General features: G+C 68.4%; 14 protein-coding genes, 1 tRNA gene, 2 pseudogenes and 1 other annotated feature. Of the genes and pseudogenes, 4 read left to right on the top strand and 13 right to left on the bottom strand.

What is annotated here, in order from left to right; all coding sequences use genetic code 11:
* The first annotated feature begins 21 nt into the window (after positions 1 to 21).
* Together ASG52_RS14070 and ASG52_RS14065 are read left to right on the top strand one after the other, a co-directional pair.
* Positions 22 to 114: transfer RNA gene (locus ASG52_RS14070), tRNA-Ser, on the top strand.
* Between the two features lie 142 nt (positions 115 to 256).
* A pseudogene (locus tag ASG52_RS14065) lies at positions 257 to 587 on the top strand (rhodanese-like domain-containing protein).
* On the opposite strand, the gene ASG52_RS14060 reads toward ASG52_RS14065, so the two are convergent.
* From ASG52_RS14060 to ASG52_RS14040, 5 genes are read right to left on the bottom strand one after another with little or no spacing between them, the layout of a single operon-like run.
* Positions 584 to 1,849 carry an MFS transporter gene (locus tag ASG52_RS14060; RefSeq protein ID WP_082552564.1) on the bottom strand — a complete coding sequence of 422 codons (1,266 nt, stop codon included), beginning with the start codon at positions 1,847 to 1,849 and terminating at the stop codon, positions 584 to 586. The pseudogene ASG52_RS14065 and the gene ASG52_RS14060 overlap by 4 nt on opposite strands.
* A 7-nt stretch (positions 1,850 to 1,856) precedes the next feature.
* Positions 1,857 to 3,152: an arsenic transporter gene (locus ASG52_RS14055; RefSeq protein ID WP_056244139.1), complete on the bottom strand. Its 1,296-nt coding sequence runs from the start codon at positions 3,150 to 3,152 to the stop codon at positions 1,857 to 1,859.
* Between the two features lie 38 nt (positions 3,153 to 3,190).
* Positions 3,191 to 3,616, bottom strand: coding sequence for an arsenate reductase (glutaredoxin) (gene arsC / locus ASG52_RS14050; protein ID WP_056244137.1), 426 nt, complete (start codon positions 3,614 to 3,616; stop codon positions 3,191 to 3,193).
* A complete protein-coding gene (locus ASG52_RS14045) occupies positions 3,616 to 4,143 on the bottom strand; it encodes an arsenate reductase ArsC (protein ID WP_056244134.1) in 528 nt (175 codons plus the stop codon). Before ASG52_RS14045 ends, arsC begins: the two co-directional genes overlap by 1 nt.
* Entirely contained in the window at positions 4,136 to 4,495 is a 360-nt protein-coding gene (locus ASG52_RS14040; RefSeq protein ID WP_056244131.1) for an ArsR/SmtB family transcription factor, read from the bottom strand. Before ASG52_RS14040 ends, ASG52_RS14045 begins: the two co-directional genes overlap by 8 nt.
* A gap of 50 nt (positions 4,496 to 4,545) precedes the next feature.
* Between ASG52_RS14040 and arsH the strand changes: the two genes are divergently transcribed.
* Complete coding sequence (arsH, locus tag ASG52_RS14035; RefSeq protein WP_056244128.1) at positions 4,546 to 5,292, top strand: arsenical resistance protein ArsH; 747 nt, start codon at positions 4,546 to 4,548, stop codon at positions 5,290 to 5,292.
* Between the two features lie 14 nt (positions 5,293 to 5,306).
* Here arsH and ASG52_RS14030 read toward each other — a convergent pair whose 3' ends face one another.
* From ASG52_RS14030 to ASG52_RS13995, 8 genes are all read right to left on the bottom strand, one after another.
* Entirely contained in the window at positions 5,307 to 6,077 is a 771-nt protein-coding gene (locus ASG52_RS14030; RefSeq protein WP_056244123.1) for a potassium channel family protein, read from the bottom strand.
* A 53-nt stretch (positions 6,078 to 6,130) separates the two neighbouring features.
* Complete coding sequence (gene nhaA, locus ASG52_RS14025; protein WP_056244119.1) at positions 6,131 to 7,333, bottom strand: Na+/H+ antiporter NhaA; 1,203 nt, start codon at positions 7,331 to 7,333, stop codon at positions 6,131 to 6,133.
* Between the two features lie 215 nt (positions 7,334 to 7,548).
* Entirely contained in the window at positions 7,549 to 9,033 is a 1,485-nt protein-coding gene (locus ASG52_RS14020) for a SulP family inorganic anion transporter (protein ID WP_056244118.1), read from the bottom strand.
* A gap of 108 nt (positions 9,034 to 9,141) precedes the next feature.
* Positions 9,142 to 9,197: a sequence feature (sul1 is cis-regulatory element that is thought to sense ions involved in sulfur or methionine metabolism; They are found in Alphaproteobacteria), on the bottom strand.
* 404 nt (positions 9,198 to 9,601) lie between these two features.
* The gene (locus tag ASG52_RS14015) at positions 9,602 to 10,084 is read right to left on the bottom strand and encodes a hypothetical protein (protein WP_286159048.1); all 483 of its coding nucleotides are present in this window, start codon (positions 10,082 to 10,084) and stop codon (positions 9,602 to 9,604) included.
* Between the two features lie 83 nt (positions 10,085 to 10,167).
* On the bottom strand, positions 10,168 to 10,887 hold the full coding sequence (locus ASG52_RS14010; protein ID WP_056244114.1) for a cytochrome c biogenesis CcdA family protein: 720 nt from the start codon (positions 10,885 to 10,887) through the stop codon (positions 10,168 to 10,170).
* Positions 10,888 to 10,897: 10 nt separating this feature from the next.
* Entirely contained in the window at positions 10,898 to 11,284 is a 387-nt protein-coding gene (locus ASG52_RS14005) for a thioredoxin family protein (RefSeq protein WP_056244111.1), read from the bottom strand.
* Positions 11,285 to 11,318: 34 nt separating this feature from the next.
* On the bottom strand, positions 11,319 to 11,906 hold the full coding sequence (locus ASG52_RS14000) for a rhodanese-like domain-containing protein (protein ID WP_056244107.1): 588 nt from the start codon (positions 11,904 to 11,906) through the stop codon (positions 11,319 to 11,321).
* Entirely contained in the window at positions 11,906 to 12,727 is an 822-nt protein-coding gene (locus ASG52_RS13995) for a quinoprotein dehydrogenase-associated SoxYZ-like carrier (protein ID WP_056244104.1), read from the bottom strand. The genes ASG52_RS14000 and ASG52_RS13995 overlap by 1 nt, the downstream gene beginning before the upstream one ends.
* A gap of 69 nt (positions 12,728 to 12,796) precedes the next feature.
* Here ASG52_RS13995 and ASG52_RS27245 point away from each other — a divergent pair.
* Positions 12,797 to 12,900: pseudogene (locus ASG52_RS27245) on the top strand (IS5/IS1182 family transposase); the annotation flags it as partial.
* Positions 12,901 to 12,988 lie beyond the last annotated feature (88 nt).

The raw sequence follows: 12,988 nt of genomic DNA, 5'->3' as shown, positions 1-12,988 counted from the left end.
GCTTCTAGAGCCGATGCGCGGGGAGACGTGGCCGAGAGGCTGAAGGCACTCGTTTGCTAAATGAGCATACCCCTAATAAGGGTATCGAGGGTTCGAATCCCTCCGTCTCCGCCATCTACCCTTAACCCGAAAAACGTGTTTTCTTCCAACGGGTTGGCGGGTGCCATAATTCGATTTGTCCCCTATTTGTCCCCGCAGGCGAAACCTGTGGACGAGGCACTCAGCGCATCCTTTCGGTAGCGCTAATCCCCCGTGAGTGTCGGCCGAGGAGGCGCTCGCCCCCCCACGGCCAGCCGGACACGATGCTCGTCGACGTCCGGGAGGGCGAGGAGTTGGCCAAGACCGGAAGGATCGCCGGCGCGGTCCATGTGCCCCGCGGCTTCCTGGAGTTCCAAGCCGACCCGGAGAGCCCGACCCACAAGGCCAAGCTCGGCGGCGGCAGGCGCCTGGTTCTCTACTGTGCCTTCGGCAACCGGTCGGTCCTGGCCGCGAAGGCGCTCAACGACATGGGGCTCGGACCGGTCGCCCATGTCGCCGGAGACTTCCCGGCACTTGCGAAGGCTGGGGCGATGGTCGAACCGGCCTAGGGGTGGCCGTTCCCAGGGTCAGGCTTGGCGATCGGTCGCTTGACCCGACGGCTCCAGGGGTGAACCCGGCCGGCGGCGCCGGCTCCATCGTCAACGTTCGGCCGTGCCCCCCACAAGGCCATGGCCAATCCGAGGTTCGCCAGCGCGAGCGCCGCCAGCAGGCCGTAGGCGGCGTCGGCGCCGCCGTAGGTGAGCGCCACCGCTCCGAGGGAGGGTGCCGCGGCCTGCGCGATCAGACCCGGGCGCGCCAGGCTGCCCACGAGCACCGGGTAGCGGACCGGGCCGAACAGTGCGAGCGGCACCGTGCCCCGGGCAATGGAGTAGACCCCGTTGCCCGCGCCGTAGAGGACCAAGGCGAGGCCGACCGCCGGCACGCCCGCCGCCAGGATGGCCAGCCCCATGACGACCAGCGCCATGGCAACGGTCAGGGTCCAGAGCGGGTGGTGCCGGCCCTTGGTCGCCATCTCGACGATGCGGGCCCCGACCTGGGCTGGCCCGATCAGCGCGCCGTAGGAGACGGCCGCGGCCAACGCGACGCCACGGGCCTGCAGGAGCGCGATCAGGTGCACCGAAACCAGCGTCATCACGGTGCCGCCGAGAACCAGCACGCCGGCCATCAGCCGGTAGGCCCGGCGCTCGCGGGGCGTCAGCGGCCCGTCCGCGTGTTGCTTCTCGCCTTTCACGGTCTCCAGCTTAGGCGCCCTCGGGATCAGGCCGAGAACGAGTGGCAGGGTCACGACAAGGTGCAGCCCGGCATAGGCGAGGCACGCGCCACGCCAGCCGACCTGCTCGACTAGGAAGGCCGAGAGCGGCCAGCAGACGGTGCTGGCGAACCCGCCCCAGAGCGTCAGCGTCGTGATGGCCGGGCGCGCCTCGGACCCGTAGAGCCGTCCGAGGGTCGCGAAGGCGGGGTCGTAGAGCCCGCAGCCCATGCCGAGCCCGAGGATGAGCCAGCCGGCGAGGAACACGGGCAGGTTCGGAGAGAGGCCGAGCACGACGTGCCCCGCCGCCAGCAGCAGGGCGGCCAGCGCGAGGACCGGACGGCCCCCGTGCCGGTGGATGGCGATTCCGACCCGGGGCGAGGCGAAGGCGGCCACCAGGAGCCCGATGGATAGGCCGCCGACGACCCAGGCCAGCGGCCAGCCGGTATCCGTTGCGATGGGTCCGGCGAGCACGGCAGGGAGGTAGAACGACGAGCCCCAGGTCAGGATCTGGACGATGCCGAGGGCCGGGATGACCTGCCACCGGGGCCGCGCGGCCATCGGCTCGCTACCGGACCCCAAGTGCCGGAAGCCAAAGCGCCAACGCGGCGAGGGTAGCGAGGAGCACCGGCGGCGTGATGACGAGACCGACCCGCATGTACTGCCCCCAGGTGATGTGCTGGCCCTTGGTGTCGAGGACGTGCAGCCAGAGCAGGGTCGCCAGGCTGCCGATCGGCGTGAATTTCGGGCCCAGGTCGCAGCCGATGACGTTGGCGTAGACCATGAGCTCGCGCATCAGGGGTGACAGGTCTGGCGCCTGCTGGATGGAGAGCGCGCCCACCAGGACGCTCGGCATGTTGTTCATGACCGAGGACAGGATGGCGGCGGCGAACCCCGTGCCGATGGTGGCGACGAACGGACCAAAGCCCGAAAGCCATACGAGTCCCTGCGCCAAGTAGTCGGTCAGCCCGGCGTTCCTGAGGCCGTAGACCACGAGGTACATGCCGAGGCTGAACAGCACAATCTGCCAGGGTGCGCCCGCCAGCACCTTGCGGATGGGGATGACGCGGCTGCGGTTGGCGAGCGCCAGCATGACCCCGGCGCCGGCGCAGGTCACGACCGACACCGCCACGCCGAACGGCGCGGTGACGAAGTAGGCGACCAGCAGCAGGCCTAGGAGCGGGAATGCCGCCCGGAACACGAGCGGATCGCGGATGGCGTGCCGTGGGGCCTCCAGCTCCCCGACCGGATACGTGGCCGGCAGGTCACGGCGGTAGAACAGCCAGAGCACGATCAGGGTCGCGGCCAGCGAGACGAAGTTCACCGGCACCATCACGGCGGCGTAGCGGCTGAAGGTGACATCGAAGAAGTTGGCCGAGACGATGTTGACGAGGTTCGAGATGACCAGGGGCAGGCTGGTCGAGTCCGCCACGAACCCGCAGGCGACGATGAAGGCCAGGGCGGCCGCCGGCTTGAAGTCGAGGCGCAGCAGGATGGCGAGCACGATGGGGGTGAGCAGCAAAGCGGCGCCGTCGTTGGCGAAGACCGCCGCGATGGCCGCGCCGAGGAGGATCACCAGCGGGAAGAGCAGGCGACCCCGGCCCCCGCCCCAACGGGCTATGTGAAGGGCCGCCCAGTGGAAGAAGCCGGCCTCGTCGAGGAGCAGCGAGATGACGATGAGGGCGACGAAGGTGAAGGTGGCGTCCCAGACGATGTGCCAGACCACCGGGATGTCGCCGGGATGGATGACCCCGGTGGCGAGCGCGACGGCGGCCCCGATCAGGGCGCTCCATCCGATGCCGAAGCCCTTGGGCTGCCAGATGACGAAGACGAGGGTGACCACGAAAATGGCGAGCGCGAGCATCGGCACCGTTGCTTGTTATTGATGGAGCGGGAGGCGGATCAGGCGGTGGCGACGCGGCGCCCGTGCTCGTCGACGACGCGCTCGCCGTCCTCCTTGACGAACTCGCCCTGCTGGGCCGGCAGCAGGTCCAGCACCGCCTCGGAGGGCCGGCACAGGCGCACGCCCTTCGGGCTCACCACCAGCGGGCGGTTGAGCAGGATCGGGTGGGCCTCGATGGCGTCGAGGAGCTGATCGTCGGTCAGCGCGGGATCGGCAAGGCTCAGCTCGGCGTAGGGCGTGCCCTTCTCGCGCAGCACGTCCTGGGTAGAAAGGCCTGCCCGGCCAAGCAGCTGCTTGATGAGCGCCCGGCTCGGTGGCGTCTTGAGGTACTCGACCACGTGCGGCTCGATGCCGGCGTTGCGGATGAGGGCCAGGGTATTGCGGGAGGTTCCGCAATCCGGGTTGTGGTAGATGACGACGTCCATCACGCGACCTCCGGGCGGGGGGACGTGGCGCCGGCCTGCTGGCCGATCTCGCGGACCTTGGCGGACAGGGCCACCCCGTCCAGGCTGGAAAGCGGAAGGGCCACGAAGGCCGCGATCCGGTTCCTGAGGTAGCGTTGCGCGGTGACGAAGGCGCGCTTGCGCTCCATGTCGGAGCCATCGACCGCTGCGGGGTCCTCGATGCCCCAGTGGGCCGTCACCGGCTGGCCCGGCCAATAAGGGCAGGCCTCGCCGGCGGCGTTGTCACAGACCGTGAAGACGAAATCCATGACGGGCGCGTCCGGCCCGGCGAACTCGTCCCAGGACTTCGAGCGAAGCCCCTCGGTCGGATAGTCGCTCTCGCGCAGGACCTGCAGCGCCAGGGGGTGCGGCTCGCCCTTGGGCTGGCTGCCGGCCGAGAAGGCGCGGAAGCGGCCGCCTCCCTCCTTGTTGAGCATGGCCTCGGCCAGGATCGAGCGGGCGGAGTTGCCGGTGCAGAGGAAAAGGACGTTGTAGGCGGGCTCAGGCATGGAGGGTCTCTCCGGTGGTGCAATCGCAGGCGGCGAGCGCGGCCACGGCCGGGTTGCACACCTCGGGGTGGCCCTGGCAGCAGTCGCGCATGAGGAACTGGACGAGGTCCGACAGGCCGGCGTAGGCGGCGCTGTAGATGACCGACTTGCCATCACGACGGGACGTGATCAGTCCGGCGTGGCTGAGCTCCTTGAGGTGGAAGGACAGGTTGTTGCCGGCGACGTTGACGGCCTCGGCGAGCACGCCGGCGGCGAGGCCGTCGGGGCCGGCGGTGACCAGGGCGCGCACGACCCGGAGGCGATGCTCCTGTCCGAGGGCCGCAAAGGCCGCGAGGGCTTGCCGTTCGTCCATCGAATGACCTACATATCAACTTCTGTTGAAACGTAGAGGAATGGAACGCCTTGGACAAGCCCCAGCAGCCGTTCTCCGACGTTATGCCGAACCTGAGCGAGGCGCACTTCGAGGCGCCGACCGCGGAGCGGGTGCAAGCGTCGACGCCGCTCGACCATGCACCCCGCTTCCTGATCCTCTACGGGTCGCTCCGCGAGCGTTCGTTCAGCCGCTTCCTGGCTTACGAGGCGGCCCGGCTGCTGGAGGCGATGGGCGGGGAGATCCGCATCTACGACGCACACGGCCTGCCGCTGCCGGACGACAGCACCGCCGACCATCCGAAGGTGCAGGAGCTACGGCAGCTCTCGATCTGGTCGGAGGGGCAGGTCTGGGTCAGCCCGGAGCGGCATGGCAACCTGACTGGGGTGATGAAGGCCCAGATCGACTGGCTGCCGCTGAGCGAGGGCTCGGTGCGGCCGACGCAGGGGCGGACGCTGGCGGTGATGCAGGTCTCAGGCGGCTCGCAGAGCTTCAATGCGGTGAACAGCCTACGGGTGCTCGGGCGCTGGATGCGGATGGTGACGATCCCGAACCAGTCCTCGGTGCCGATGGCCTACAAGGAGTTCGACGATGCCGGCCGCATGAAGCCGGGGCCGCTCTACGACCGGGTCGTGGACGTTTGCGAGGAGTTGATGAAGTTCACCCTGCTGACCCGCGGCCGGGCCGATTACCTCGTCGACCGCTACTCGGAGCGGAAGGAGCGCGAGCCCGAGCGCCTCAAGGCGGTCGCCGCCGACATCGGCTTCGTGAAGCGCTGACGCTGGGCCCGAGCTCAGTCCGCTCCCTCGTCGGGGATGGCGAGGAGGTGGCCGCAGGCCTTGCAGTGCACTGCGTCCGGCTCGTGGCGCTGCAGGCCGCAGGCGTCGCAGGGGAAGCGGACCTTGTAGGGGCGGAACACCACCTGCGCGAGGCGGAAGAACAGCGTCACGCCGCAGATCATCACGAGGACCGACAGCAGGCGGCCCGTCGTCCCGGGAAGGGTAATGTCCCCGTAGCCGGTCGTCGTGAGAGACGTGACCGTGAAGTACAGGGCGTCCACGGGGGTGCGGATCGCCGGGTTGCCGCCGTGCTGCGTGGCGTAGACGATCCCCGTCATGACGAAGACGAACACCACCAAGTTCGTGGCCGCCAGGATCGCGTCCTCGTTGCGGCGGAACAGGCCGCTGTCCTGCCGCAGCCGCTCCAGCAGGTGGTAGGTGCGCAGCAGGCGCAGCGTCCGCAGGATGCGCAGGAAGCCGACGCCCTCGACGACCACGGGCGCGAGGAACGAGGCCACCGCCACGAGGTCCGTCCAGGTGCTCAGGTGCCGGAACTCGCGCAGCGGCGCGCGGCTGACGACGAGTCGGGCGGCGAAGTCGATCAGGACGAACGCGCCCACCGCCAGGTCGCAGGCGACGATCCACGGCGACAATGGCATGAACGAGGTGACGACGACGAAGGCGATGGTCGCCACGTCGAACACGAGCAGGGCGTAGCGGAAGCGGTGCGCGCCCCGCGTGTCGCCCTCGTAGAGATCGCGCAGCTTCTCGACCGGTGTCGTCATCGGAGATCGGGAAAGGGCATGTGGCTCGGGAGTCCCTCGACGGCCGCCCCGGCTCAGCGCCGGGACGGATGGGTCGGGGCGAACCGCAGCACCAGCGCGCCGGCCACCATGCAGGCGATGGAGCCGATCAACACGCCGACCTTGGTCTCGGCCTCAAGCTCCGGGGCGTTCGCGAAGGCGAGCAGGCCGATGAACAGGCTCATGGTGAAACCGACGCCGCAGAGGAGCGAGACGCCGTAGACCTGCGGCCAGGTAGCGTGCGCAGGGCGCTGGGCCAAGCCGGATTTCACCGCGGCGAGGACGAGGCCGAACACGCCGACCTGCTTGCCCACGAACAGGCCGAGCGCCACGCCGAGCGTCACCGGGTCGAGCAGCATGCGTGGCGTGATGCCGGCCAGCGAAACGCCCGCATTGGCGAAGCCGAAGATCGGCAGGATGAGGTAGGCCGACCAGGGATGGACCGCGTGCTCAAGGATATGCAGCGGCGAGGTCGGGTCGTCCGGCTTGCCGACGCTGAGCCTCAACGGGATCGTCAGGGCCAGCAGCACGCCCGCGATGGTCGCGTGGACGCCCGACCTGAGCACGAACACCCACAGCACCGCGCCGATCAGCAGGTAGGGCCACAGGCGGGCGACCCCGGCCTTGTTCATCCCGTATAGGACCGCGAGCGTCACCGCCGCGCCGCCGAGCATCGGAAGCGACAGGTCGGCGGTGTAGAATGCCGCGATGATGAGGACGGCGCCGAGGTCGTCGATGATGGCGAGGGCCGTCAGGAAGACCTTGAGCGAGACCGGCACGCGCGAGCCGAGCAGCGCCAGCACGCCGAGCGCGAAGGCGATATCGGTGGCGGCCGGGATCGCCCAGCCCCGCAGCGTCTCGGGCGAGTTCCAGTTCACGGCGGCGTAGACGGTGGCCGGGACCGCCATGCCGCCGAGAGCGGCCAGCCCCGGCAGCACCCGGTCGGGCCAGGTGCGAAGCCGCCCGTCGAGCACCTCGCGCTTGATATCCAGTCCGACGAGCAGGAAGAACACCGCCATCAGGGCGTCGTTGATCCAGTGCAGGACCGACAGGGGACCGACGTAGGCATTGAGCGCGCCGAAGTAGGTGTCCGCCAGCGGCGAGTTGGCGATCACCAGGGCGAGCGCGGCGCTCACCATCAGGACGAGACCGCCGCCGGCGTCGCTGGTCAGGACGTTGCGCAGGGCCGACAAGGGGCGGCGACGAGGCCGCGGAACGCTGTGTGATGGCGACGACACGGGCACGGGTCTCCGGCACTGGCGGCCCGACCAGCGCTCGTCCTGCCGGTCCGACCGACGGACCGCGCACCCTGCGCGGGCTATCGCATCGAAGCGGGACAGGGACAACCCGTCCCGCACCGGATCCCCAGAGAGGGCCCCCGGCACACGTCGGTGTGTCGCAGGACGGGCGGCATGGGTGCGGGTCTCCGCCTGCGCCCATGGCTATTTCTCGGTCAGTGACCGGGTGCGGCCAGCGCGGCCCCCGGCTTGTCATGGGTGCCGAGCCGTTCGACCATCGTGGCCGTGGCCTCGTTCATGCCGATGACGTCGACCGGAATGCCGTGGTGCCGGAACTTGAGCACGACCCGGTCGAGCGCGTTGACGCTGGTGATGTCCCAGAAGTGCGCGGCCGTGAGATCGAGCACGACGCCCCGGAGGTCCTCCTCGCGGAAGTCGAAGGCGGAGTGGAACGCCTCGGCGGTGGCGAAGAAGATCTGGCCGGTCACCTTGTAGGTGCGCACCGCACGGGCCTCGTCGCGCGAGGACGCGACGCCGAAGAACTTGGTGACCTTGTGGGCGAAGAAGAGGCCGCTGAGGATCACCCCGAACAGCACGCCCTTGGCGAGGTCGTGGGTCGCCACGACGACCACGACGGTGCCGAGCATGACGAAGCTCGACGACTTCGGATGGGTCACCAGCGTACGGAGAGACTTCCACTGGAAGGTGTTGATCGAGACCATGATCATGACCGCGACCAGCGCCGCCATCGGAATCTGTGCCACGTAGGGGCCGAGCACGACGATCAGGAACAGCAGGAACACGCCGGCCCACAGCGTGGACAGCCGTCCCCGTCCGCCGGACGAGACGTTGATCACCGACTGGCCGATCATGGCGCAGCCGGCCATGCCGCCGAGGAACCCGGAGGCGATGTTGGCGACGCCCTGGCCGGCGCATTCGCGGTTCTTGTTCGAGGTCGTGTCGGTCATCTCGTCGACGATGGCTGCGGTCATCAGGCTTTCCAGCAGGCCGACCATGGTCAGGGTCAACGACACCGGTAGGATGATCTGCAGGGTCTCCCAGGTGAACGGCACCTGCGGCAGGGCCACCCAGGGCAGCTCGCTCGGGAGCGCGCCCATGTCGCCGACCTTGTGGATGCCGAGGCCGAGGTACATCGAGACCCCGGTCAGCAGGACGATGGTGACCAGCGGCGAGGGCACCGCCTTGGTGAGGTACGGCAGGCCGTAGATGATGCAGAGGCCGGCCGCGGTCATCAGGTAGACGGTCGTGCCCTGTCCGATGAGTTCCGGCATCTGCGCCAGGAAGATCAGGATGGCCAGGGCGTTCACGAACCCGGTCACGACCGAGCGCGAGACGAACCGCATGAGGTTGCCGAGCCGGAGCGCGCCGGCGGCGATCTGCAGGAGGCCGGTGAGGATGGTGGCGGCGAACAGGTAGCCGACGCCATGGTCCTTAACGAGGCCCACCATCAGGAGCGCCATGGCGCCGGTCGCGGCGGAGATCATGGCGGGCCGCCCGCCCGCGAAGGCGGTGACGACGGCGATGCAGAAGGAGGCGTAGAGGCCGACCTTCGGGTCGACGCCGGCGATGATGGAGAAGGCGATGGCCTCGGGGATGAGGGCGAGGGCCACGACTGTGCCCGCCAGCAACTCGCGTGTGACGTTCGGAGCCCACTCGCTCCGTAGGTGGACGAGATCCATTGTTGTGAAAGGCTTTCCTTGTCCCAGGCGCGTTCGGTACGTCGCATGGGGCGCGCAACAGGGCCGGTCGGCCTCCTCGGAGGTCCGCGACTTAGGCACCACGATTTGCGTTATCCGGCGGATCGGCGGCCGGAAGAGCCACCCGGGCTTTCACCGGGTCCGGTCTTATGGGCTTACCATACCCCGAGAGTTCGCTGCGGCGCAATACGGCGTGAGGCTCGCTTCGCAGCCTGGGCGATGGGAGCTCCGGGTGATCGTCAGAGGTCGAGGGCGCCTAGGGCCGCGCCAATGGCGAGCAGGCCACCAAGCATGGCTGCGAAGATCGCGCGAGCCCGGACCCAGGCACCATTCTCGTTGTCGTTGCCGGCCGTCGGCGATGTGCCTGATCGACGTCGCCACCTACGGGTCGAGCAGGGCGCGTCCCGGAAGCTGGGCGGGGGCGAGCTATCGGACTGGTGGCGACATGACATGGGCGAACCGCGAAGATCCCGCCACCTTTCCGAGCGACGGCATCTCGATACTACATAGCCCACCCGCGGCCGCCAGCCTCCGACCGTGTCCCATGGCGTCAGCGGATGAACAGCTCCTCGATCCACCTCGCCCGAGGCTCGATGTCGGATCTGCTCTCGGGTCCCAAGGGTGGTACGTCGGGATTACCCGGCGGAGCGGCGATCTCGTTGAGATCGACCGATTGCGGGGTGCCCACGATGCCGGCATCGGTGACCCGCATCGTGTAATACAGGCCGTTTGCCAGCTTGGCCCCATAGTCGGTCGGGGCCTTGAAGAAAAAGATCAAACTGTGCTCCAGCCAGGAGAGATCGGCCCGCGTGACGGTGGCAAGGTTTTTATACGGATAAGGCACGTAGCACTGCAGCTCGGGCCCCTCAGCGCACTTGAACTCGCGCATGGATAGGAAATGGTCGCGGAAGTCGGTCAGGTCGAGCGCGAGCTTGAACCTCGATCCTGGGCCGTCCGGTTCGAAGGTCACGGAACCCACGGGGATGATGTGCCCGTCACGGGTGCGCAGCTCGATCCGCTTGGTACCCATCATGTCCCAAGCCTCGGCACCACAAGGCGTCAGGACGAGGCAGGCGGCGAGACAGGATTGGACGAGACGCATCGGTGATCGGGCCCTCAGAGGCGAGTGGTGAGGTCGGTGAGCCAGGACGGCGAAGCGTTCACCAGCGCGGTCTCGATGGCCTTGTCGTAGCCCGAGAGGATCACGGCTCCGCTCACCACCAGGATCAGGCCCAGCGCGGCCTTCAGACCCTTGCCGGCGCTCATCATGCGGTCACGCCAGCGCATGAGCACCTCCCGCGACAGGGTGCCGAGGAGCAGGAGCGGAAGCGCCGCGCCGACGCCAAACAGGAACATGGTCAAGGCGACGGTGCCGAGATCCCGACCCTGGGAGGCCAGCAGCGAGGCGGCGCCCAGCGTCGGGCCGACGCAGGGGCTCCAGACGGCGCCTAGCAGGAGGCCGACGCCGAACTGGCCGAGCAGGCCGGCGGTCGAGAAGCCGCCGAACCGGGTCTCGGTCCAGTCGCTCACCGGGCCGGCGGCCACCGCCAGCCGCGTCTGGACCGCCGGGACCATCAGGACGAGGCCGACCAGCACCAGCAGGATCGCGGCGACGGTGCGGAAGACGTCGGTGTCGAGCCCGATGGCGAAGCCTACCGTGGCGACGAACAGGCCGATCACGACGAACGACAGCGCGAGACCGGCGGCCAGCGCCGCGGGGCCCAGGCGGTGCTCGGAAGCGGCCGCGCCGAGGACCAAGGGCAGGAGCGGCAGCACGCACGGCGACAGGACGGAGAGGATGCCGGCGAGGAAGGCGAGGCCGAGGGTGGCGACCATGGGTTTCGCCTCAGAGCGCCTTTTCCACGAGGCCCTCGATCCACTCGGGCTGGGTCTCGCCGATGGAGCGCCCGACCTCGTTCTCGCCCTTGAACGCGATCAACGTGCTTTGCATGCGGGCGTTGAGCGCCCTGAGGGCCGGCTTCTGGCTGTCGAAATCGACGTCGAACACCTGCAGGTCCTTGAACCGCGGGTCGGCCCCGAGCTTCGCCAGGATGGGCTTCTGCGTCTTGCAGATCGGGCACCAGGGCGCGCTGATCTCCACCAGGATGGGCTTGCCGGCCTTCTGCGCGGCGGCCAGGGCTTCCGGCGTGTACGGGAGGAAGTCGGCGGCCTGGGCCGGGGCCAGCCCGAGCGGCGCCGCCGCGAGGAGGGCGAGGAGGGTACGGCGGATCATCGAGGCGAGCCTTCGGGATGGAGGATGATGGTCGTCATTGGCCGACGGTCGACTTCGGGCGTGCGGCCCATCGCGCGTCGGGACGTGACACGGCTGTGTCATGGCCGTCCTGCCAGCCCTCGATGCCCTGCGGGAACCAGTGGACTTTCCGGTAGCCCAGGGCGACGAGGCGCTTGCCGAGGTTCCAACTGCCCCAGCAGTCGGGGTGGCAGTAGGTGACGATGGGCCTTTCGAGGTCGCCCCCGGTAAGATCGGCGACCCGTGCCTTGAGGGCGTCCTGGGCGGCCGCGTCGAGGTCTCCTTCACCCGAGCCCGGCAGCCACGTGCTTCCTGGGATGTTGCGGTGGATGGGGGACCAAAGGCCGCCCTGAGGCAGGCCGGCGGGCTTCCGGTCGATCTCGGAGACGTCGAGAAGCACCGGCTTATGCTCCTCGATCAGCTTGGCGACTTCGCCGGCATCCACGACGGTGGCCCCTGCAAGGGTCTGGGGCGTGTAGCCGTGCAGCGCCCCCTGCCAGTAGCCTTCGGGCTCCCGCACGCCGACGGGCGAGTCGGCAGGCGCTGCGGCGATCATGAACACGGCCGCCGCGGCCACGATGGGAAGGCGGAGCACGGGTCGCATCAGTTGCTTGCCGAGCGGACCGGGAAGCTCTTCTCCCAGTGGCCACCCTGGTTGTCCGTGGCGGTGACCTTCATCGGGCCGGCGCCGTCAGGCAGGTAGCCGAAATTGATGACGGGGTTCGCCGAGATCGAGATGTCCCCGTCCATCGTGAAGACGCTCTTGTCACCGTAGCTGACGGTGATCTTCTGAATGTAGCGGGCCGGGGTGTAATCGCGCGTCACCTGGTTCATCTGCATGCCCGAGAAGTTCGGGTGGCGCATCATCAGGGTCGCCTGGACGGGCTTGCCCGGCAGCGTCTCGCCGAACTTCATGCGCATGTCGCCCATGCCCTGCATCGCCTCCTCGTCGCTCATGCCCATCGGTGCAGAGCAGCCGCCGGACGCCTTCACGTACTCCGTGGCCTCCTGGAACGTGCCGTCCTTCATCTTCGCGACGGCGTGGACGTCGGTGTAGTTGTTGACGCGCACGCGGAGCTTGAGCTCGCTGGGGTCCGCCGCCGGGCCGAAGACGAAGTGGGCGGCGTACGGCGTCGGGTTGTCGTCGATGATGAGCGACAGCTCCGCGACGTTGTCCTTGTCGGGCACGGTCAGGGTGATCGGCACCAGGGAGGCGTCATCCGCCCGCTTCGGGGCGTCGATCTTCACCGCCTTGCCCCCGGACTGGATCTTGGCGTCGCCGAAGATCTGCTGCTTGATCTCGCCCCAGCGCTCGGCGCGTTGGTTGTCGGAGTCGCCCGCCGCGGCATGCGCCGATCCGGCGGCGAGCATGATGGGCAGGGTCAGGCTCGCCAGCAGGGCGGTCGTCCGGCGCGATGATGCCATGGCGTTTGCTCCTCCGTCATTATGCCTGCCGTTCGCAGGTCCGATTGAGGAGACGATAGCCCTTATTGCGCCTGGGCCACCTGCTGCCGACGCTTGGTCGAGGACTACGAGCGTTACGCGGCACATTGGCCGGCCTGCACATGGTCGCCTTCGTCTGTCTCATGCTTAAATAAGCCGAAAAACTTATTAAAAGTGCATAACACGTTCTAAAACATCGTCCCGAAAGGTGATTTCGGGCTTTCGGAAAAGACGATGCGACAC

The organism is Methylobacterium sp. Leaf456 (assembly GCF_001425465.1).
Lineage (GTDB): Bacteria > Pseudomonadota > Alphaproteobacteria > Rhizobiales > Beijerinckiaceae > Methylobacterium.
The sequence above is the reverse complement of the archived record's forward strand: the minus strand, read 5'-3'. Positions and strand labels throughout refer to the sequence as shown.

What these genes read in the sequence shown, in the direction of transcription:
- arsC (WP_056244137.1), bottom strand. Translation starts at nt 3,616, where the DNA reads ATGGACGTCGTCATCTACCACAACCCGGATTGCGGAACCTCCCGCAAT.
- ASG52_RS14055 (WP_056244139.1), bottom strand. Translation starts at nt 3,152, where the DNA reads ATGCTCGCGCTCGCCATTTTCGTGGTCACCCTCGTCTTCGTCATCTGG.
- ASG52_RS14030 (WP_056244123.1), bottom strand. Translation starts at nt 6,077, where the DNA reads ATGACGACACCGGTCGAGAAGCTGCGCGATCTCTACGAGGGCGACACG.
- ASG52_RS14015 (WP_286159048.1), bottom strand. Translation starts at nt 10,084, where the DNA reads ATGATGGGTACCAAGCGGATCGAGCTGCGCACCCGTGACGGGCACATC.
- ASG52_RS14020 (WP_056244118.1), bottom strand. Translation starts at nt 9,033, where the DNA reads ATGGATCTCGTCCACCTACGGAGCGAGTGGGCTCCGAACGTCACACGC.
- ASG52_RS14060 (WP_082552564.1), bottom strand. Translation starts at nt 1,849, where the DNA reads ATGGCCGCGCGGCCCCGGTGGCAGGTCATCCCGGCCCTCGGCATCGTC.
- ASG52_RS14000 (WP_056244107.1), bottom strand. Translation starts at nt 11,906, where the DNA reads ATGCGACCCGTGCTCCGCCTTCCCATCGTGGCCGCGGCGGCCGTGTTC.
- ASG52_RS13995 (WP_056244104.1), bottom strand. Translation starts at nt 12,727, where the DNA reads ATGGCATCATCGCGCCGGACGACCGCCCTGCTGGCGAGCCTGACCCTG.
- ASG52_RS14040 (WP_056244131.1), bottom strand. Translation starts at nt 4,495, where the DNA reads ATGGACGAACGGCAAGCCCTCGCGGCCTTTGCGGCCCTCGGACAGGAG.
- ASG52_RS14045 (WP_056244134.1), bottom strand. Translation starts at nt 4,143, where the DNA reads ATGCCTGAGCCCGCCTACAACGTCCTTTTCCTCTGCACCGGCAACTCC.
- ASG52_RS14010 (WP_056244114.1), bottom strand. Translation starts at nt 10,887, where the DNA reads ATGGTCGCCACCCTCGGCCTCGCCTTCCTCGCCGGCATCCTCTCCGTC.
- ASG52_RS14005 (WP_056244111.1), bottom strand. Translation starts at nt 11,284, where the DNA reads ATGATCCGCCGTACCCTCCTCGCCCTCCTCGCGGCGGCGCCGCTCGGG.